This is a genomic window from Acidocella sp. (assembly GCF_035535915.1).
Taxonomy (GTDB): domain Bacteria; phylum Pseudomonadota; class Alphaproteobacteria; order Acetobacterales; family Acetobacteraceae; genus Acidocella.
Map to the genome: position 1 here is coordinate 1 of NZ_DATLPB010000112.1, position 18,026 is coordinate 18,026.

Sequence of the window (18,026 nt, forward strand, 5' to 3'; positions counted from 1 at the left end):
CGGCCTCGCCTACAGGAGCGAGGCCGCCGGCAAGCCAAGGCTGATGACCATCGGAGGAGCGCCGGGTCGCCTTGCTCGCTTGGATCGCCGTGCCCGCGGAGACATCGGAAGGCGTCACGCGGACCGGGAGCGGCGCTGATCTGCCCGCCCCGGCGCGACATCCTTCTGGCTCTACGACAGGCTCGGCTGATTCTCCTGGATCGCCATTCCAGACGTGGCGGATTCCGGTTCCGGCGCCACCGCCTCAAGCGAGCGCTGGTTTGTCTCGATGCCGAACAGCGTCAGGCAGAGCGCCATGGTGACATAGAGGGCCGCGATAAAAATCATCACCGCGCCGGTGCCGTAAGCGTGAAACAGTTTGACCACGAGATAGGGCGACAGGATCACGCCGATGCGCCCGACCATCTGCGCCACGCCATTGCCGCGGAAGCGGTATTCGGTGGGGAACAGCTCCGGCGTGTAGCCGCCGACGCCGAGGGCCATCGCCAAGGTGATGCCGGTGATGAGCAGGAAGCCACAGGCGACGACGGCATAGATGTTGGTTTGCAACGCATAGGCCAGGCCGGCGACGGCGCACCAGACCGCGGCATAGATCAAGCCGCGGCGCCGCCCCAGGCGGTCGGCGATGAAGATGCCGATGGTCGGGCCGACGATGTTGCCGAAGGTCATGATGGTCGAGAAGGTGAGGGCGTCCTTCACCGTGAAGCCCTGCTGGACGAAGAAGCTCGGGATCCAGGAGATGAAGCTGTAGGACCCGACCATGCAGCCGAGATTGACGAGCAGCGCCAGCATGGTGCGCCGGCGCGCGGCCGGTGCGAACAGGACGCCAACCGGAACCCAGCGCGCCGGCTGTGGCAGCGCCGGCGGCACCGGCGCTAGGACGGCCCCGCCTTGCGAGGCTTCCCGCTCGATCTCGGCGAGCACGCGCTCGGCCTCTTCGGTGCGGCCCATTTTTTCCAGCCAGCGCGGCGATTCCGGCAGTTTGCGCCGCATATACCAGACCCATAGCGCGCCGGCGCCGCCGATGATGTACATCGGCCGCCAGCCGAAATGCGGGATGATCTGGGTCGAGACCAGGTAGACGGCGAAGCCGCCCGACATGGAGAGCAGCCCGACGATGGCCAGCGCCCGGCCGCGCCGCTTCGGCGGCATGAACTCGCTCACCGTCGAATACCCCACGACATATTCGGCGCCGATGCCGATGCCCATGATGCCGCGCAGAATGATCAACTGATCCATCGACGTGGCGAGGGAGGAGAGAACGCAGGACACGCCGAAGATCAGCAGGTTGAACTGGTAGGCGAAGCGGCGCCCGAAACGATCGCCGAGGAAACCGGACAAGACGGCGCCGATCGACAGGCCGACAAACGTCGCCGAGATGAAATGCGCATTCATGGCGATGGTCGACCAATGGTTCTTGACCAAAGCGGCAAGCACGCCGGCCCCCATGGAATTGTCGAAGCCGTCGAAAAACATCCCCAGCCCGACGAGTTGCAGAACGCGCCGGTGAAAGCTGCCCATCGGCAGGCGATCCAGCCTGGCCGCCGCATTGACCGAATGATTCATTCGTCTAACGTTCCTCCTCCCGGATGGGGTATGGTCCCCCGATCTTCGTTGCGTGCACTATACGACTTGCGGACGAGAAAGAAATGTCATTTAACTCATCGATCAAATGAGTTTTCCTGAGGCAAGCATCCCTCCGGCCTCGCGGTATGCCGTTACAGCGATGCAAAATACTCATTGCAGAGACGAGCTTGGGAGTGCTGCGCCATGAAACGTCAACTACCGCCGTTGAACGCCCTGCGGGCCTTCGAAGTCGCCGCCCGGACCGGCAATTTCACGGAGGCGTCCAAGCAACTGAATGTTTCGCAGGGCGCGATCAGCCGCCAGATCGCGCTGCTTGAAGCCTTTCTCGGCGAGCCGCTGTTTCAGCGGGGTCATCGCGAGGCGCGTCTCACGGCTGAGGGCGCGGAATATGCGCTCGTGGTGCGCAGCGCGTTCGATCGGATCGAGCAGGCGACACAGGCCCGCCTGCAGGCGCACCGGCACCGCCCCCTGCGGATCAAGCTGTTCCCGACCCTGGGCACGAAATGGCTGGCGCCCCGGCTCGGCAAATTTCATTCGCATTGCCCGACCATCGACATTCAGCTCACCACGACCCTGAACTATGTGCATTTCGAGACCGACGAAATCGACATCACCGTGCAAACCCGGCTCGAGACCGCGCTGGGCATCCAACAGGAGCCTTTGTTCGCGATCGAACTGATCCCTGTCTGCAGCCCGGCCTATCTGGCGAAAATCCAGCCGATCGAGCGGCCGGCGCAATTGCTGGAGCACACTTTGCTGCATTCGATGAAGCGGCCGGACGATTGGCAGATCTGGCTTGAGGCGGCCGGCATCAGGCCGCGCGATGTCCACGCCGGGCTGACCTTCGGCAGTTCCGTCCTCGCCTACCAGGCCGCGATCGACGGCGCCGGCATCACGATGGCCCATACGCAGATGGTCGGCGAGGACATCTCCAGCGGCCGCCTGGCGGCGGCGTTCCCGCTGATCGTGCAAAGCGGCGACTCCTATCACCTCACGTTCAGGCAGGCCGACGCGGAGCGGCCCGACGTGAAGGCCTTCCGATCCTGGGCATTGGACGAGGCGCGCGCGGCGGCCAACGCCTTGGCGGTCTTTGCCGAAGCACGACCTTCCTAAGCGGCCCTCATCGGCGCGTGGGTCTATGGCTGGCTGTCAAAAGGCGACCATCCGGGAGGCGCGAGCTCAAACCCCGCAAACTCGAAGGCCGGCGCCACGATGCAGCTGACGAGGCTCCAGGCCCCGAGGCTGACCGCCTCTTGCCAGGCGTGCGCCGGCACCACGCCTTGCAGCATGTCCCCGCCGGCCATGTCGGGCCCGAGCCGCACCCGCTCGCAGCTTCCACCGGCGCCGGCAATTCCGAGCAACAAAGGGGCGCCGGCCTGCCAGAGCCAGATCTCGGCCGCATCGACCCGATGCCAATGCGACCGTTCTCCCTCCGCCAGCAAAAACAGGATGCTGGTGCCGGCGCCGCGCGCACCCGAAGCCTGGCGATCGCGCCACAATTCTCGATAATGTCCACCTTCGGGATGGGGTGAAAGGCCGAGCGCGTCACGCACCATGTGGGCCGGCTGCATCGGGTTGCGGAGGTCGACGGTCAAATAACGGCCCCTGATTCTGAGTGACGCAGCATAAGGCCATGAGACGACGCGGCCAATGGCGCAAATGTCCATGGACGATCGATCATGAAGTCTCGTCGTCGGCTGTTTCCGTCGTCGTCTGAGACCGTCTTGCCGGGGACCTTTCGCGCGCCACGGCGATCACAGCAATGGCCGGTTCGGCGCCGAGCTGGCGCATCTGGTGGGCGAGATGTCCGGGGAAACAGGCGCAGTCGCCTTTTTCCAACACATAGGTTCGATCCGGTGTCCGCATTTCCACGGTGCCGGAGAGGACAAGGAACATCTCTTCCCCGTCATGCTGCTGCCCTTTGCCGGTCGGCTCGGCGCCCACGTGAAACAGAAAGGCTTCCATGAGGAAGCCCTTCGGCGTGAGCAGCTCGAACCCGTAAGAATCGTGCCCCTCCGACGCGCGGATGCGGCCGGCGGCGCGGCTCACCCGCACTGTGTCGTCAGCCGTCTGCTCACCGAAGAGCTGGCCGATCGGCACGCCCAGCGCCGCGGACAATCGCAAGACCGTCTCGACGGACGGACGCTTGGTGCCCCGCTCCAGGCGGGAGAGGAAGCCTTTGTCCAGATCGGCGGCGGCGGCCAGCGCCTCGACGGTGAAACCCTTCTCCAGGCGGAGATGCCGCAAACGCGGCCCGATCATCGGATCGATCTTCGCAGGCAACGGCAACGTAATCACTCCTCCGAGGACAGAGACGCGTTACGCAACGCGTTGGGGCTATCCTTGTTCCTGGGATCTTCACAACCACCAGCGGACCCGGTTGGCTAGGGGAGGCCCGGGCATTGTCACTTGACAGACTGATTGATGTTGGACAACAAGTTGTCTACAAGACAACTTGTTGTCTGTGAGCTTGGCGCGTGGAATAAGCATCCGATCATCTTCCGCCCCGACAGCAGGCCGGCCGATCCAGAATGCCGCAACCGTGATCGCGTGCATCGAACCGGAGATCTATGCCATGTCCGACCTGCCTCTCATTGTTTTCGACGTGAACGAAACGCTTCTCGACCTCGAAACAATGGCGCTGACATTCGAACGCATTTTCGACGACAAATCCGCCATGCGGCTATGGTTCGCGAATTTCATCATGTATTCCGCGGCTCTGACCGTGGCAGGGCAATATGTGCCGTTCACGGATATCGGCGCTGCCGTGATGAAGATGCTGGCGGACACACGCGGCATCACGATCGGAGATGCGGACAGGCAAGAGCTTACCGAAAAATTTTCCACGATGCCGCCGCATCCGGAGGTGCCCGCCGCGTTACGCAAACTTCGCAGCGCCGGCTTTCGTCTTTTCACGCTCACCGACAATCTGCTCGAGGTCCAGACCCGCCAGCTTGAACAGGGGGGCATCGTCGATTTGTTCGAACGCCGCTTCAGCGCGGATGGCGTGAGACGCCATAAGCCCGCGCCCGAGGCTTATGCGTATGTCGAGAACGAGCTGCAGGTAAAACCGTCGCAAATTTGCCTGATCGCGTGCCATACCTGGGACATTTTGGGCGCCGTCGCAGCGGGATGGGACGGTGCGCTCATTCGGCGCGCCGGGAATGACGTGCTCGGGGTCGGCCCGCAGCCGCAGATTGTCGGTGACGATCTCAATGATGTCGCCGATCAGCTCATCGCCCGCCACGTCACGAAACAGCCGGCACGGCGTTGATCAACCATCCGGAGAAACAGACGATGCCGAGTGAAAATGACATCACGATCGTCCTGGCGCATGGCGCCTGGGCGGACGGTTCGAGTTGGGAAAAAATTATACGCGGGTTACGGGCCAAGGGCCTGAAATCGGTCGCCGCCCCGCTGCCTTTGACCGCGTTGACGGACGACGTGGCGGCGCTCGACCGCGTGATTGAACGGGTTCGCGGGCCCATCGTTCTCGTCGGACATGCCTATGCCGGCGCGGTGATCGGGCAGACGCGTTCGGAAAAAATCAAGGCGCTTGTTTATGTCGCCGCGCTCGCGCCTGATGAAGGCGAGACCGTTGCCGATGTCTTCTATCGCGCGGCGCCCCATCAAGCGGCGCCGCAACTGGCGCCGGATGCGAATGGGCTTGTCTGGCTGCCGGAAGAGGCGTTTCCGGCGGCCTTCGCGCCGCACGCTTCCGCCGAGGAGCAGGCGGTGCTTTTTGCCGTCCAGCGGCCGATCGCGCTGTCTTGCATCACCACGAAGGTCGGGCGGCCGCTTTGGAAAGACCGGCCGAGCTGGTTCCTGCTGGCGGAGGCCGACCGCATGATTGTGCCGGAAACACAGCGATTGATGGCGGAGCGGATGAAGGCTACGGTCCGTTCGCACGCGGTCGATCATACCCCATCGGTCACTGCCCCGCATCTCGTCGTCGACATGATCCTCGAGGCGGTGCGCGCGGTCGGGACAAGCCTCTAGAGCCGCTCTCAAAGAATCGCGATCCGTTCCGAGGAGGATATTATGAGCGCCATAAAATACCGTACCGTCGATGTCGACGGATGCAAAATATTCTATCGTGAAGCCGGGGCACGCGGGGCACGCACGCTGCTTTTGCTGCATGGGTTTCCGACGGCGGGCCATATGTTCCGCGATCTGATCCCGCTTCTATCCGACCGATACCATGTCATCGCGCCTGACTTGCCCGGCTTTGGTCAATCGGACATGCCGCCGCGTGCTTCATTCACTTATTCATTCGACAATATTGCAAAAATGATCGACCGGTTCACCGAAATCCTCGGCCTCAGCCGGTTTGCGCTTTATGTTTTCGACTATGGCGCGCCGACAGGCTTCCGCATTGCCGCAAAACATCCGGACCGGATCACCGCGATCATTTCGCAAAACGGCAACGCCTATGAGGAGGGCTTGAGCGAGGGCTGGAACCCGATCCGGGCCTATTGGGAGGATGCGGCTTCGGCGCAGAAGCGCGACGCGCTGCGGGCTTTCCTCACGCCCGAGACGACCAAATGGCAATATACGCACGGCGTTCCAGATCCGGCATCCGTCTCGCCGGACGGATATTCGCTCGATAATTTTTACCTGGCGCGGCCGGGCCAGGACGAGATCCAACTCGATCTGTTCGGCGATTACAAAAGCAACGTGCAACTCTATCCGGCATTTCAGACTTATTTTCGGACGTATAAACCGCCTTTTCTCGCGGCATGGGGCAAGAACGATCCGTTCTTTCTGCCGCCGGGCGCCACGGCGTTTCAGCGCGATATTCCCGATGCGGTCGTCCGGTTTTTCGACACCGGACATTTCGCGCTGGAGACGCACGCTATCGAGATCGCGGCGGAAATTCGCGCTTTCCTCGGTTCCTGAAAGCGGCTTATTCGCCTTTCCAGGCGAGGGTGAACAGCGTGCCGTACCCCGCCTCGCGGCCGCGCCCGATTGCGGCGATGGCCTGGATCATGTGCCCGTCGCGTCGCAGGATGCCGTCGGCCAAAGCGATCATCAACTTGTTGGGCGTGGCCTCGGGCGCTGCGCGGCGCAAAAGCCTGGCCAGCTCCCGCTCCGCGCCGGGCGCATGATGCAGGCAGGCGATGATAAAGGCCGCGGCGGTGGAGCGGCTGATGCCGGCCCAGCAATGCGTTAGCAACGGCGCCGGGCCGCGCCAGGTTCGCGCGAAGTCGATGAGGGTTTCGATATCCGCCGGGCTGGGAGGCGCCAGCCCTTCCTGAGGCGTGACGATATCGTTGAAGCGCAGCAGCAGGCGGTTGGTCGTTTCGATGTTTGGGGCCTGCGCGTCGGGGGAGAGCAGGCTCAGCACGTGGGATGGGCGCGCCGTCAGTGCAATGTCGAGTTCCGCAAGCGGGCAGACGATCAGGTTCATGAAGCGAACCGAAAGGGAGGCGAAGGGGAAGGCTTCTTTTTGTGAACAAAAAGAAGCAAAAAAACTTTGTTTACTTTGGGCCCGTGCGGTTTCAACGCCTCAGGCCCAGCACAAACAAAAGTTTTTGCGGCGCTTTTTTTAAAAAGCGCCTGCTTTCCTTCATCTAACGCAATCATGTTCTAGATCGTCCCGATATGGGCCGCGTAGCCGAGCAGGAAACCGGCTTCGCAAAGTTGTTCGACCGCGCCGAGAATATCGCCGCGCTGGCCGCCGATGAGGCGGCGCGCGGTCAGCGCCAGGGCGAGGGTGATGCCGGCGCAGATCGCCAAACCAAGGAGCGACCTCATGCCGTTCAGAAACAAAAGCGGCCACGCGCCAATGGCCAAAGCGATGAAAACCTCGTTCGGGCTGGGGGGCTCGACGCGGGTGCTGATTTTCGCCGAGGCCTCGTCGCCGGCGTAAGGCAGCGCGTGCATCACCGCCACCGTGGCGGCCCGCGCCACGCCGTGCGCGGCGATCAGGCTCCAGGAAGCCGTCCAGGGCGAGAGGCTGGCGAGGCTGACCAGTTTCAGGGCGGTGCCGAATCCCAGAGCGAGGACGCCATAAACACCGATCCTGCTGTCCTTCATGATCGCGAGGCGGTGCGCGGCGTCGCGGCCGCCGCCAAGGCCGTCGGCGGTGTCGGCGAGCCCGTCTTCATGCAGCGCGCCGGTGAGCAGCACCGCCGTGAGCAGTGCCAGCAGGCCGGCGGTGAAGCCTGACCAGAATTGCGCCGCCAGCAGCAGAACCATTGCCGCGACGAGGCCGACGAACTGGCCGACGAGCGGAAAATAACGGGCGCTGCGGTTGATCCAGTCCGCGCTGAAACCTGGTTGCGGGGGTATAGGGATGCGGGTGAGGAACTGTGTGGCGCAGAGCAGAAGCTCAAGTTGTTGCTGCAGAAGAAAGTAGCCGCTTTTTGAAAAAAGCGGCGCAAAAACTTTTTTGAAACTGAGCCGGTGGCGGTGAAACCGGCGCGGTCCAAAACTAACAGAAGGCTTCTTTTTGTTCACAAAAAGAAGCCTTCTCTAAACTTTTCCGGCCAAAACATCTTCCAGGCTCACAATGTCGGTGAGGATGCGGGCGGCGGCGCGCAGCAGCGGCACGCATAGCAGGCCGCCGGTGCCTTCGCCCAGGCGCAGGCCGAGATCCAGCAGCGGCGACGCCCCCAGGGAGTCCAGCATCAGCCGGTGCCCGGCTTCGGCCGAGCAATGGGCGAAAATGCAATAAGGGAAGGCTTCCGGCGCCAGGCGGATGGCGGCGAGTGCGGCGGCGCTGGCGATGAAGCCGTCGACGATGACCGGAAGGCGCGCCTGCGCCGCGCCGAGAATCGCGCCGGCCATCATGGCGATTTCGAAGCCGCCGAACTCGGTGAGCACGGCAAGCGGGTCGGTGACACCGGTGCGGGCGGCGGCGCGCGCCAATGCCGCCTGCTTGCGCGCAAGGCCGGCTGCGTCATGCCCGGTGCCGAGGCCGACGCAGGCTTCCAGCGGGGCGGGGGCGAGGCGGTGCATGATCAGCGCCGCTGACGAGCTGTTGCCGATGCCCATCTCGCCCAGGGCGATGACGTCGAACCCTTCCGCCGCCGCATCCGTGGCGATCTTGGCACCGCGCGCGATCGCTTCTTCGCATTGCGCGCGGGTCATCGCCGGTTCGCGCGCCGCGTTTTGCGTGCCGGGGGCGATTTTGGCGTTCAGCAAGGAAGGATGCGGCGCCAGTTCGGCGGCGACACCGGCATCGACCACCCGTACTTCGGTCTCCGTGGCGTGGGCGAACGCGTTGGCGCTGGCGCGACGCGCCAGGAAACTTTGCACCATGGCGATGGTGACGCTGGCCGGATAGCTGGAGACGCCTTCCTGCGTGAGGCCATGATCGCCGGCGAAGACGAACAAGCCGGCGCGCTCGATCCGTGGGTCGAGCCGCTGCTGGATCAGGCCGAGCTGCAAGGCCAGGGCCTCCATGCGCCCGAGCGAGCCGGGGGGCTTGGCGAGCCCGTCGAGTTTTTGCCGCAGAGCGGGCTCAAAGGCGCGGTCCAAAGCAGGGGGCGTGTAAGGCGGCGTCATGTTATTCTTTCCAACAGATGTGCCGGCAGGCCGGCGGTTGCGGCGAGGCCGGCAATGTCGAGCCGTTCGGCCAGCACGGCGGCGATGTCGTCAAGAGCGGTCTCGACGATCGCGCCATGGTCGGCAAGGGTCGAGGCCGCGCCCAGGCTTTGCAGAATCGCGGCGCGGGCCGTGCCCTGCTGGAACAGGCCGTGGACATAGCAGCCCGAGATCCTTCCATCCGCCGACACCGCGCCTTGCGGCCCGGCTGGCGTGTGCAGGAAGGGACGCGCCGTGTCCGGGCCCTGGGTGCGGCCGATATGGATTTCATAGCCTTCGAACGGGGCATTGCCTTCGGTGAGATGGCCGGTGGTCGCGGTGAGGATTTTGTCGCCGTTCAGCGTGGTTTCGACATCGAGCAGGCCGAGCCCCGCGGCTTCGCCCGGCGGGCCCTCGATGCCGCCGGGATCGGCGATGCGCCGCCCCAGCATCTGGTAGCCGCCGCACAGGCCGAGCACGCGCCCGCCGCGCCGGACATGGGCGGCGATGTCGATGTCCCAGCCTTCCCGGCGCAACATGGCGAGGTCGGCGAGGGTGGCTTTGCTGCCGGGCAGGATGATGAGGTCGGCATCGCCCGGCAAGGCGGCGCCGGGGGGGATGAAGCGGAACTCCACCGCGGGCTCATGTTGCAGCGGGTCGAAATCGTCGAAATTGGCGATGCGCGCGAGGCGCGGCACGACGATGAGCTTACGCCGCCCGCTTGCGGTGGCGCGGGGGCGGTCCAACACCATTGCGTCTTCGGCGGGCAGGCGGCTTGCGGCGGGCAGATGCGGAGCCATGCCGAAATCCCGCCAGCCGGTGCGGCGCGTGATCTCGCTGCGGCCGGTTTCGAACAAGGCCGGGTCGCCGCGGAATTTGTTGATGAGAAATCCCTTGATCATCGCGCGGTCTTCCTCATCCAGCACCGCATGCGCGCCGACCAGGGCGGCGATGACATGCCCCCGGTCGATATCGCCGGTGAGCACCACGGGAACATTGGCGGCGCGGGCGAAGCCCATATTGGCGATGTCGCCGCGCCGCAGATTGGTCTCGGCCGGGCTGCCGGCGCCTTCCACCAGCACGAGGTCGCATTCGGCTTCCAGCTTGTGGAAACTCTCCAGGCAGATCTCGAGCAGCTCGGCCTTGCGCTGCTGATAGGAAGCCGCGCTCCGGGTGCCCGCCAGGCGGCCGCGCACGATGAGTTGCGCGCCGGTCTCGCTTTGCGGCTTGAGCAGCACCGGGTTCATGTGCACGCTGGGCGGGGTGCGGCAGGCCTGCGCCTGCAGCGCCTGGGCGCGGCCGATCTCGCCGCCATCCGCGGTGACCGACGCGTTGTTGGACATGTTCTGCGATTTGAACGGCCGCACCACGAGGCCGCGATCGGTGAACAGGCGGCACAGCCCGGCCACCAAAGTGGATTTTCCGACATCCGAGCCGCAGCCTTGGATCATCAATGCCGCCATAGAAGCCCCCCTGCCGCCAGCAACATCCAGAAGAACACGCAGGCACGCTTATACACGGTGAGGCCGCGGCGCAGCGCGGCGGCGTCCGGCCGCGCGCCATCGCCGAACCAGGGGCGCGGATGGGGCAGGCCGTCATAGGCGACCGGGCCGCCGAGCCGGATGTTCAGCCCGCCCGCCATGGCGGCTTCCGGCCAGCCGGCATTGGGGGAAGCGTGTTTGCCGGCGTCGCGCCCCATCACGCGCCAGCCGCCACCGGCGGCCAGCGCCAGCAGGGCGCCGGCCAGGCGGGCGGGGATGAGGTTGAGCAGATCGTCCGTGCGGGCCGCGGCCCAGCCGAAAGCGCGCCAGCGCGGTTCGCGGTGGCCGATCAGACTATCCGCCGTGTTCACCGCTTTATAGGCGAACAGCCCGGCCAAACCGAAGGCGAGCAGCCAGAACGCCGGGGCGATCACGCCATCGCAAAAACTCTCGGCGAGGCTCTCGAGCGCGGCGGCCGCAACGCCGCTGCGGTCCAACGCGGCGACATCGCGGCCGACGATCATGCTCACCGCGCGCCGCGCGCCGTCCAAATCGTTCCGCTCCAACGCTGCGCTGACAGCGGCGACATGGGCGGTGAGGCTTCGCTGGGCGAGGCCGGTGGTCGCCAGCAGCAGCGTGATCAGTGCGAGCCAAAAATTGCGGAGCAGATACGAATCGAGCAGCCAGCCGGCGATCGCGGCAATGCCGGCGATCAGCAGCAGTGTGACCACCCCAAGACCGCGACGGAGCGCTTCAGGCCAATCCGGCCGGTTCCAGCTTCGTTCGAGGAAAGAGATCCCGCGCCCTGCCCAGGTGACGGGATGGGGGATGCGCTCGTGCAGCCAGTCCGGATAGCCAGCGGCGGCCTCCAGAACCAAGGCCGCCAGCGTGCGCCAGGGGTCGAGCGTGGGGGAGAAGATCAAAAATCGACCCCGCGCTGGGCTTTGATGCCCTGCTGGAACGGGTGTTTGATCAGGCGCATTTCCGTCACCAGTTCGGCGATGGCCATGAGTTCGGGTTTGGCGTCGCGGCCGGTGACGCAGACATGCTTGTTGCGCGGCCGGTCTTTCAGCGCCGCCACGACCCGGCCGAGATCGAGATAATCGTAGCGCAGCGCGACGTTCAGCTCGTCGAGCAAAACGAAATCGAGTTGCGGGTCGGCGATCATGTCCAGCGATTTGGCCCAGGCCGCTTCGGCCGCCTTGATGTCGCGGGCGCGGTCCTGCGTGTCCCAGGTGAAGCCCTCGCCCATGATCTCGAAGCGGATCTGGTCGGGGAAGCGGGAGAAGAATCGGCGCTCGCCGGTGATCCATTTGCCCTTGATGAATTGCACCACGCCGACCTGCATGCCCCAGCCCAGGGCGCGTGCCACCATGCCGAAGCCGGCGGTGGATTTGCCCTTGCCCTCGCCGGTATGCACCATCAGCAGGCCGCCGGTTTGGGTCTTGCTCTGCATCATCTCATCCCGCGCGGCTTTCACGGCTTTGCGTTCGGCAGCGTGGCGAAGATTGCGTTCGGTTTCGTCGGTCATGGGATCCCCCGTTGCAGCGCTTCTTCCAGCCTGGCCCATTCCTCCTCGGTGCCGGGCAGGCCGAAGCGCAGCCAGTCCTTTTGCCGCGCGAAGGGGCGCACAAGCAGGCCGTGGCGCGCCAGATGTGTGAACCAGAGCCCGGCCTGCGGCGTGGCGCAGAGGCGGAACAGGCTCGTGCCGCCTTGCACGGTAAGCCCGGCGCGGGTGAGCAGGAGGTCGAGCCGTTGCGAGTCCTGTTGCAGGCGGGCGCGGGTGGCCTCGGCCCAATCGCGGTCGGCATAGGCTTCAGTGCCGGCGGCCAGCGCCTCGGCGGAGACCGGCCAGTCGCCGAAGGCGGCGCGCACCGCTGCGATGATGTGCGGGCCGGCGACGATGAAGCCCAGCCGCACGCCCGCGAGGCCGTAAAACTTGCCGAAAGAACGCAGCACGATCAGCCGGTCATTTGCAGAAGGCGCGACGCTGAGATGCGGCGCGACATCGCCGAAGGATTCATCCACGATCAGAAGCCGGGTTTTCGCCAAGCGCAACAGATCGTCGGCGGGAATGGTCCTTCCATCCGGGTTGTTGGGATTCACGATCACCAGGGCCCCGGTGTCGGGCAGCGCACCGAGTGACGTGAAAGTGCGAATATCCCGGCCGGCCGCGTGCCAGGCCTCTTCATGGCCGCCATAGGTCGGGGCCAGAATACCGACGCTGGCGGCATTGGTGAGGCGGGGCAGGAGGCGCAGCCCGGCTTCCGCGCCGGGGATGGCGGCGAGCATCGCCGGATCGCGCAGGCCGAACGCGGCGGCGGCGGCGTTTTCCAGTGCCTCGGTCTCGGCCAGGTCCGGCAGGCGCCGCAGGGCGGCGAAATCCGCGCGCGGCCCGGCCCAGGCATGCGGGTTGATACCGGTGGAAAGATCGATCCAGGGCAAAGGCGCGTCGGGAAACAGGCGGGCGGCCTCGGCCACGCGGCCGCCATGGCGGTCATGGCCCGAACCGTTCATTGGGGTATTCATGGGCGAATACCGAATTGCACGCCGCGCATCGTCACCTCCCGCACAGACCGACTCTATCGCCATGCGGGAAAACCACCCGTTCGTGCGGCGCACCCCGGCCGAACGAAAGACGATGGCGGCAGGCAGGTCTCCTGGCTCGCGGATGATCGCCCTGACGCGCCTTCCCAGACCTTGAGGCCCAGTGGCGTAACGGCGTCAGAACTCCTCGCTTACAGTTGCGGGGGCAGCCTGGGCGTCGCACCCAATTCCCGTTTTCATCCCCTTTCGGGGAACCTATCGCCGGGATCTTGTAGTGGGTAGAGGACGACACGGTCAATCTGGAGGTTCCCATGGCTCTGACACTCGTGCTCGGCGGCGCGCGCTCGGGCAAAAGCGGTTTTGCCCAGGCGCAGGCGGAGGCGCAGGCGGGGGCACAGGGCGGGCGTCTGGCGATGATCGTGACGGGCCAGGCGTTCGACGATGAGATGCGCGCGCGGATCGCGCAGCACCGCCGCGACCGCGGCGCGGCATGGCGGACCGTGGAGGCCCCGCTCGACCTGCCGCAGGCGCTCGGCTGTCTGCATGAGGACGATGTGGTGGTGGTGGATTGCCTTACGCTATGGCTGAGCAATCTGATGCTGGCCGAGCGGGACTGTGTGCCGGAGACGGAATCTTTGCTCGCTGCCCTGGAAGGGATGAAAAATCCGGTCTGGCTGGTCTCCAACGAGGTGGGGCTTGGCATCGTGCCCGAGAACGCCCTGGCGCGGCGGTTCCGCGACGAAGCCGGGCGCCTGCACCGAATGCTGGCGGCACAGGCCGACCGCGTGGTGCTGATGGTGGCGGGGCTGCCGTTGATGGTGAAGTAAGCAAGGAAGGAAGCGCTTCTTTTTTGAAAAAAGAAGCAAAAAACTTTTTACGCCGGGCCTTGGGCTGTGTCGCCGACACCGCCCAAGGCCCAGAGTCATAAAGTTTTTTTGCTACTTTTTGTTCACAAAAAGTAGCGCTTCCTTTCTTCACTTTCCGTCGCTTGCCTTACGCTGCAGCATCTTTCCCACCGCCCGCTGCGCGGCGGTGGCGGCGGGGCGGCGGTAATCCCAGATCGGTTCCGGCGGCGGGGCGTTGAGGGTCATGGTGGCGTTGGCTTCGAACAGCAGCACGGACCCGTCAGCCGCCAGCGCGAAATCGACCCCGGCGTAATCGAGCGCCAAAGCGCGCTGGAGGGCGCGCAGCGCCGCCATCGCGCGGCCGCCCAGAATTTCCGGCATGTTGTCGAGAAACCGTTGTTCTTCCGCGCGGTGGGCAGGATGGTCGGCCATCGTGGCGGTGTAATAATGGAGTTTCCAATCGGCGCCGATCGCCAGATGCCAGGGATAGATCGCACCGTCGATGAACATGACGCGGTATTTTCGGACCATGCCGTCAGGGCCGGCGGCATTGAGATAGTCGATGGTGAACAGCGCATCGCCGGGCAGCAAAGCGAGCGCGCGGGCCAGATCTTCCGGCGCATCGACCCGCACGAAATGCTGGCCGGTGTGGAAACCCGGCGCGCGCAGCAGCAGCGGGTATTGGCTGGGCGGCGTTGTGAGAAGGGACGTACGCGATGTTAGCGCGATGCGCGGGGCGGTGAGCCCGGCGATGCCGGCGCAGAGCCGCGATATGGCGATGCGCCCGGTCTGCTGCACAAGCGCGGGATGGTTGATCACCGGCGCCGGGCTCTGCGCGACGATGGCCTGCGCCCGGTCCAGCGCCTCCGGGCACAAATCCGCGTCGCCGATGGCGTTCACCACCAGGCTGTGCGGCGGCAAAGGCCGGGTTATGTCGAAATAATCCGCATAGATCACGGTGACCGCGAAAATACGGTCATCCATCCAGGGGCGAAGCCGCACATTGCCGCCGCGCGAAGCGGCCAGGAACAGCATTTCGAGGCCCGGTTCGATGCCGCGATAATGGCGGGGGACGGTGGCGTGCCCGGAAAATCCCCGGTCCCAATGCGGCCGCGCGGCTTCATCGTCGCCCAGCAGGGTCAAAACGCGGGCCATGCCCTGGTGGGCCGGGGCGCATCCAGCGTCTTGCGCCAGCGCGCTCTGATAATGGCCGCGCGCGGCCGGCAGGTCGCCATCCTCCAACGCCATGTTGCCGAGCGTGACACTGGCGGTGAGGTCGTCCGGATGGTGGTGGGCGGCTTGCTGGAAAACCGTTCTCGCCGCGTCGCGGTAGCCGTTGTTAAGGGCGAGCAGCCCGAGTTCGTTCAGGGCGAGGCGATGTGCCGGATCGAGCCGCAATATGTCGAGATACACGCGCTGCGCGGCCTCATCGTCACTTTTGGCGGTGCAGTCTCGCGCGCGGCGCAGCATCGAGTCGATGACCACGGCGCGATGTGCGGCAATGGCGGGCGGTATGTCCATGGCGAGCGGCTCCGGAAAGAAAGGAAGGCTACTTTTTGTGAACAAAAAGTAGCAAAAAAACTTTGTCAGTTTGAGCCGTGCCGGTTTCACCGCCGCCGGCCCAGCATAACAAAAGTTTTTGCGCCGCTTTTTTCAAAAAGCGGCGCCTTATCTTTCTATCTGTACCCCGGCCGTTTGCCGGCTTTGAGGGACGCGGAAATCCGTTCGATTGCGCCGGGCAGGTCGGCTACCGAATCGATGACGATGTCGGCGCCGGCGGCATACATGGCCGCTTCGGCCGGCGCGCGCAGCCGGCTGCGTTCGGCCTCGGGCAGGGCGGCGAGTTCTTCCGCCGACAAGCCGACCATGTTGCCCGAGAGGGTAACGCCCACCGTCCAGGTGCCGGCGGCGACGCCCTCGCCGATGCCGGGCAGGGTGTCGTCCACCTTCACCACCGTATGTGCCGGCCAGATGCCCATTTGCGCCATCGCGTGCCACATCATCAGAGGGCTCGGCCGGCCGGCGGCCAGATCGCCCGCGCAGACGGTGATTTCGGGCGTGTAGCCGCGCGCGGCGGCAAGCGGCATCAGTTCCTCCATGATCGGCCGCGTGTAGCCGGTGGTGGCGCCGATGCGCAGGCCCCGCGCTTTAAGCTGGGCGATGGTTTCCAGCGCGCCGGGGATGAAATCCGCGTGGTCGCGGACCGATGCGACGTTGAGCGGTTCGAATGCTGCGAACAAGGCGTCGATATCCGCCTCGCCAAAGGGGCGGCCGTATTTTTGTTCCCAGGAAGCGGCAACAGCGGGCGCCTGGCCGACCATGCGGATGTGATCGCGCTTGGCCATGCCCATCGGCCCGCGCGCATCGGCGATGCTGATGTTGACGCCGAAGGCGGCGAACGCCTTGACGAACGCACCCATCGGCGCGCGGCTGCCATGGTCGAGTATCGTCCCGGCCCAGTCGAAGATCACCGCTTGCAGGGCGGATTGATCGCTCATGTGCAAATCCTCTGCTGCCGCGCCGGCGGGCGCCAGGCGCGGCGGTCTCAAAGCGCAGATCATGCCGCGAGGCAAGCCGGATCACCTAGGCCAGTCGTCGGCCGGTTGTCGGTCGCGGGGCGGTGCAATAGGCTGGGGACGATCCTGGGAGATTGAAAACGATGATTCACGTGCTCGCCTTTATTACCGCGAAACCCGGAAAGCGCGCCGAAGTGCTGGCCGCGTTCCACAAGAACATCCCCAACGTGCATGCCGAAGCGGGATGCATCGAATATGGGCCGGTGGTCGATGCCGAAGGGCTCGGCCAGGTGGCGTTCGGGCCGGATACGTTCGTGGTCGTCGAGAAATGGGAAAGCGCCGAGGCGCTGAGCGCGCATGCCAAAGCCCCGCATATGGCTGCCTACGCGGCGTCGGTGAGCGATATGATCGCCGAGCGCCGGGTGCATATGCTGCGGCCTGCGTAAGGGAGAAAGAAAGTAGCTGCTTTTTTGAAAAAAAGCGGCGCAAAAAACTTTTGTTTACGCTGGGCGGAGGGGCTGAAGGTTCCGGCGGTGCGTAGCACCGTTGGAATAGCCCCGGAGGGCTGGGGCGGCGAAACCGCACGGGCCCAAAGTAAACAAAGTTTTTTTTGCTACTTTTTGTTCACAAAAAGTAGCCTTCTTCTCTACGCCTCGCCGCCCCAGCGTTCGCAGAACGCCTCGATGTCCGGCGACTGGAAGTCTGTCAGGCGTTCGAGGATCGTTTCGAACGGCCAGTTCCACCAGGCGATTTGCGCCAGTTTTGCCGCGATGTCGCGGGAGAAGCGCTCGCGGATCGGCCGGGCGGGCACGCCGCCGACGATGGTGTAAGGCGGCACATCCTTGGCGACGACGGCGCCCGCCGCCAGCACCGCGCCATCGCCCACCGTGACGCCCGGCAGCACGATCACGGCATGGCCGATCCACACATCATGGCCGATGCGCACGCGGTCGTCCCGGCGGGCGGCGAAAAACTCTTTATCGCGGGGGGCCGAACTGTAATAATCCGGGCAATAGGTGAAGCGGTGCATCGAAGGCCGGTCGGTCGGGTGGTTGGGCGCGCCGATTCGCACCCGGGCGGCGATGGCGCAGAATTTACCGATTTCGGCGTCGGCGACCATGCAGTCAGGGCCCAGGTAGGAAAAATCGCCGAGAGTTGCGTATTCGATGCTGGTGCGCTCCAGCACCTCGCAATTCCGGCCGATCACGGCCTCGCGCAGGGAAACGCTGGGGTCGATGATGGTTTCGGCGATTTTGGGGCGTTTTTGGTCCATGACGATCGTCCTTCGGTTCGGCCGGCTTCGCCCAAGGCGCCACTGGCCTTGCCGGGCTCATAAGCCGGCGTGAAGGGGACGCCAAGGGCAGGGGGAGAATGCCGTGAAACACCGGTGGGAGGCCTGGTCGGCATGTTTCATGCCAAGCCTGTCACTGGAATGACACGATCTAGTGGGAAGTTAGGAAGTCAAACACAACATATTGTAAATTTTATCATATCGCGGCATAAAATTACGAATCGAAAGC

At 64.8% G+C, this 18,026-nt stretch carries 19 protein-coding genes and 1 riboswitch; of the genes, 6 read left to right on the plus strand and 13 right to left on the minus strand.

The genetic code is table 11. The features are described 5' to 3' along the window. Positions 1-171 precede the first annotated feature (171 nt). Positions 172-1,566 (minus strand): MFS transporter, encoded by a 1,395-nt coding sequence (locus VNC39_RS15000; RefSeq protein ID WP_325400456.1) that lies wholly within the window; start codon positions 1,564-1,566, stop codon positions 172-174. Positions 1,567-1,770: 204 nt separating this feature from the next. Here VNC39_RS15000 and gcvA point away from each other — a divergent pair, with 204 nt between their 5' ends. Continuing rightward, the gene (gene gcvA, locus VNC39_RS15005; protein ID WP_325400457.1) at positions 1,771-2,700 is read left to right on the plus strand and encodes a transcriptional regulator GcvA; all 930 of its coding nucleotides are present in this window, start codon (positions 1,771-1,773) and stop codon (positions 2,698-2,700) included. 23 nt (positions 2,701-2,723) lie between these two features. Here gcvA and VNC39_RS15010 read toward each other — a convergent pair whose 3' ends face one another. Together VNC39_RS15010 and VNC39_RS15015 are read right to left on the minus strand one after the other, a co-directional pair. Then, positions 2,724-3,158 carry a cupin domain-containing protein gene (locus VNC39_RS15010; RefSeq protein WP_325400487.1) on the minus strand — a complete coding sequence of 145 codons (435 nt, stop codon included), beginning with the start codon at positions 3,156-3,158 and terminating at the stop codon, positions 2,724-2,726. Positions 3,159-3,264: 106 nt separating this feature from the next. Beyond that, a complete protein-coding gene (locus tag VNC39_RS15015; RefSeq protein ID WP_325400458.1) occupies positions 3,265-3,876 on the minus strand; it encodes a helix-turn-helix domain-containing protein in 612 nt (203 codons plus the stop codon). A gap of 286 nt (positions 3,877-4,162) precedes the next feature. On the opposite strand from VNC39_RS15015, the gene VNC39_RS15020 reads away from it, so the two are divergent. From VNC39_RS15020 to VNC39_RS15030, 3 genes are read left to right on the plus strand one after another with little or no spacing between them, the layout of a single operon-like run. After that, complete coding sequence (locus VNC39_RS15020; RefSeq protein WP_325400459.1) at positions 4,163-4,861, plus strand: haloacid dehalogenase type II; 699 nt, start codon at positions 4,163-4,165, stop codon at positions 4,859-4,861. Positions 4,862-4,884: 23 nt separating this feature from the next. Then, a complete protein-coding gene (locus tag VNC39_RS15025; RefSeq protein WP_325400460.1) occupies positions 4,885-5,586 on the plus strand; it encodes an alpha/beta hydrolase in 702 nt (233 codons plus the stop codon). A 42-nt stretch (positions 5,587-5,628) separates the two neighbouring features. Beyond that, positions 5,629-6,486 (plus strand): alpha/beta fold hydrolase, encoded by an 858-nt coding sequence (locus VNC39_RS15030; RefSeq protein ID WP_325400461.1) that lies wholly within the window; start codon positions 5,629-5,631, stop codon positions 6,484-6,486. Positions 6,487-6,493: 7 nt separating this feature from the next. Here the strand turns inward: VNC39_RS15030 and VNC39_RS15035 are convergent, their stop codons facing one another. From VNC39_RS15035 to cobD, 7 genes are all read right to left on the minus strand, one after another. Further along, positions 6,494-6,997: a tyrosine phosphatase family protein gene (locus VNC39_RS15035; RefSeq protein WP_325400462.1), complete on the minus strand. Its 504-nt coding sequence runs from the start codon at positions 6,995-6,997 to the stop codon at positions 6,494-6,496. Positions 6,998-7,176: 179 nt separating this feature from the next. Next, a complete protein-coding gene (gene cobS, locus VNC39_RS15040) occupies positions 7,177-8,049 on the minus strand; it encodes an adenosylcobinamide-GDP ribazoletransferase (protein ID WP_325400463.1) in 873 nt (290 codons plus the stop codon). A gap of 15 nt (positions 8,050-8,064) precedes the next feature. Further along, entirely contained in the window at positions 8,065-9,099 is a 1,035-nt protein-coding gene (cobT, locus tag VNC39_RS15045; RefSeq protein ID WP_325400464.1) for a nicotinate-nucleotide--dimethylbenzimidazole phosphoribosyltransferase, read from the minus strand. Then, positions 9,096-10,580, minus strand: a complete 1,485-nt coding sequence (locus tag VNC39_RS15050) for a cobyric acid synthase (protein WP_325400465.1) — start codon at positions 10,578-10,580, stop codon at positions 9,096-9,098. The genes cobT and VNC39_RS15050 overlap by 4 nt, the downstream gene beginning before the upstream one ends. After that, complete coding sequence (gene cbiB / locus VNC39_RS15055) at positions 10,568-11,521, minus strand: adenosylcobinamide-phosphate synthase CbiB (RefSeq protein WP_325400466.1); 954 nt, start codon at positions 11,519-11,521, stop codon at positions 10,568-10,570. The genes VNC39_RS15050 and cbiB overlap by 13 nt, the downstream gene beginning before the upstream one ends. After that, the gene (gene cobO / locus VNC39_RS15060) at positions 11,518-12,129 is read right to left on the minus strand and encodes a cob(I)yrinic acid a,c-diamide adenosyltransferase (protein WP_325400467.1); all 612 of its coding nucleotides are present in this window, start codon (positions 12,127-12,129) and stop codon (positions 11,518-11,520) included. Before cobO ends, cbiB begins: the two co-directional genes overlap by 4 nt. Then, positions 12,126-13,127, minus strand: coding sequence for a threonine-phosphate decarboxylase CobD (gene cobD, locus VNC39_RS15065; RefSeq protein WP_325400468.1), 1,002 nt, complete (start codon positions 13,125-13,127; stop codon positions 12,126-12,128). The genes cobO and cobD overlap by 4 nt, the downstream gene beginning before the upstream one ends. 104 nt (positions 13,128-13,231) lie before the next feature. Then, positions 13,232-13,419: riboswitch (cobalamin riboswitch) on the minus strand. A 37-nt stretch (positions 13,420-13,456) separates the two neighbouring features. Here cobD and cobU point away from each other — a divergent pair. Continuing rightward, on the plus strand, positions 13,457-13,972 hold the full coding sequence (cobU, locus tag VNC39_RS15070) for a bifunctional adenosylcobinamide kinase/adenosylcobinamide-phosphate guanylyltransferase (RefSeq protein WP_325400469.1): 516 nt from the start codon (positions 13,457-13,459) through the stop codon (positions 13,970-13,972). Positions 13,973-14,119: 147 nt separating this feature from the next. On the opposite strand, the gene VNC39_RS15075 is transcribed toward cobU, so the two are convergent. Both VNC39_RS15075 and phnX read right to left on the minus strand, forming a co-directional pair. Then, entirely contained in the window at positions 14,120-15,511 is a 1,392-nt protein-coding gene (locus tag VNC39_RS15075; RefSeq protein ID WP_325400470.1) for a tetratricopeptide repeat protein, read from the minus strand. A gap of 155 nt (positions 15,512-15,666) precedes the next feature. Then, on the minus strand, positions 15,667-16,488 hold the full coding sequence (phnX, locus tag VNC39_RS15080; RefSeq protein WP_325400471.1) for a phosphonoacetaldehyde hydrolase: 822 nt from the start codon (positions 16,486-16,488) through the stop codon (positions 15,667-15,669). Between the two features lie 161 nt (positions 16,489-16,649). Between phnX and VNC39_RS15085 the strand changes: the two genes are divergently transcribed. Then, on the plus strand, positions 16,650-16,952 hold the full coding sequence (locus VNC39_RS15085; RefSeq protein ID WP_325400472.1) for a putative quinol monooxygenase: 303 nt from the start codon (positions 16,650-16,652) through the stop codon (positions 16,950-16,952). 200 nt (positions 16,953-17,152) lie between these two features. Here VNC39_RS15085 and VNC39_RS15090 read toward each other — a convergent pair whose 3' ends face one another. Beyond that, a complete protein-coding gene (locus tag VNC39_RS15090; RefSeq protein ID WP_325400473.1) occupies positions 17,153-17,779 on the minus strand; it encodes a DapH/DapD/GlmU-related protein in 627 nt (208 codons plus the stop codon). Between the last annotated feature and the right edge of the window lie 247 nt (positions 17,780-18,026).

What these genes read in the sequence shown, in the direction of transcription:
- VNC39_RS15075 (WP_325400470.1), bottom strand. Translation starts at nt 15,511, where the DNA reads ATGGACATACCGCCCGCCATTGCCGCACATCGCGCCGTGGTCATCGAC.
- VNC39_RS15030 (WP_325400461.1), top strand. Translation starts at nt 5,629, where the DNA reads ATGAGCGCCATAAAATACCGTACCGTCGATGTCGACGGATGCAAAATA.
- VNC39_RS15010 (WP_325400487.1), bottom strand. Translation starts at nt 3,158, where the DNA reads ATGCAGCCGGCCCACATGGTGCGTGACGCGCTCGGCCTTTCACCCCAT.
- cobO (WP_325400467.1), bottom strand. Translation starts at nt 12,129, where the DNA reads ATGACCGACGAAACCGAACGCAATCTTCGCCACGCTGCCGAACGCAAA.
- VNC39_RS15050 (WP_325400465.1), bottom strand. Translation starts at nt 10,580, where the DNA reads ATGGCGGCATTGATGATCCAAGGCTGCGGCTCGGATGTCGGAAAATCC.
- VNC39_RS15020 (WP_325400459.1), top strand. Translation starts at nt 4,163, where the DNA reads ATGTCCGACCTGCCTCTCATTGTTTTCGACGTGAACGAAACGCTTCTC.
- cobT (WP_325400464.1), bottom strand. Translation starts at nt 9,099, where the DNA reads ATGACGCCGCCTTACACGCCCCCTGCTTTGGACCGCGCCTTTGAGCCC.
- VNC39_RS15000 (WP_325400456.1), bottom strand. Translation starts at nt 1,566, where the DNA reads ATGAATCATTCGGTCAATGCGGCGGCCAGGCTGGATCGCCTGCCGATG.
- cobU (WP_325400469.1), top strand. Translation starts at nt 13,457, where the DNA reads ATGGCTCTGACACTCGTGCTCGGCGGCGCGCGCTCGGGCAAAAGCGGT.
- gcvA (WP_325400457.1), top strand. Translation starts at nt 1,771, where the DNA reads ATGAAACGTCAACTACCGCCGTTGAACGCCCTGCGGGCCTTCGAAGTC.
- cobD (WP_325400468.1), bottom strand. Translation starts at nt 13,127, where the DNA reads ATGAATACCCCAATGAACGGTTCGGGCCATGACCGCCATGGCGGCCGC.
- phnX (WP_325400471.1), bottom strand. Translation starts at nt 16,488, where the DNA reads ATGAGCGATCAATCCGCCCTGCAAGCGGTGATCTTCGACTGGGCCGGG.
- VNC39_RS15085 (WP_325400472.1), top strand. Translation starts at nt 16,650, where the DNA reads ATGATTCACGTGCTCGCCTTTATTACCGCGAAACCCGGAAAGCGCGCC.
- VNC39_RS15090 (WP_325400473.1), bottom strand. Translation starts at nt 17,779, where the DNA reads ATGGACCAAAAACGCCCCAAAATCGCCGAAACCATCATCGACCCCAGC.
- VNC39_RS15035 (WP_325400462.1), bottom strand. Translation starts at nt 6,997, where the DNA reads ATGAACCTGATCGTCTGCCCGCTTGCGGAACTCGACATTGCACTGACG.
- VNC39_RS15025 (WP_325400460.1), top strand. Translation starts at nt 4,885, where the DNA reads ATGCCGAGTGAAAATGACATCACGATCGTCCTGGCGCATGGCGCCTGG.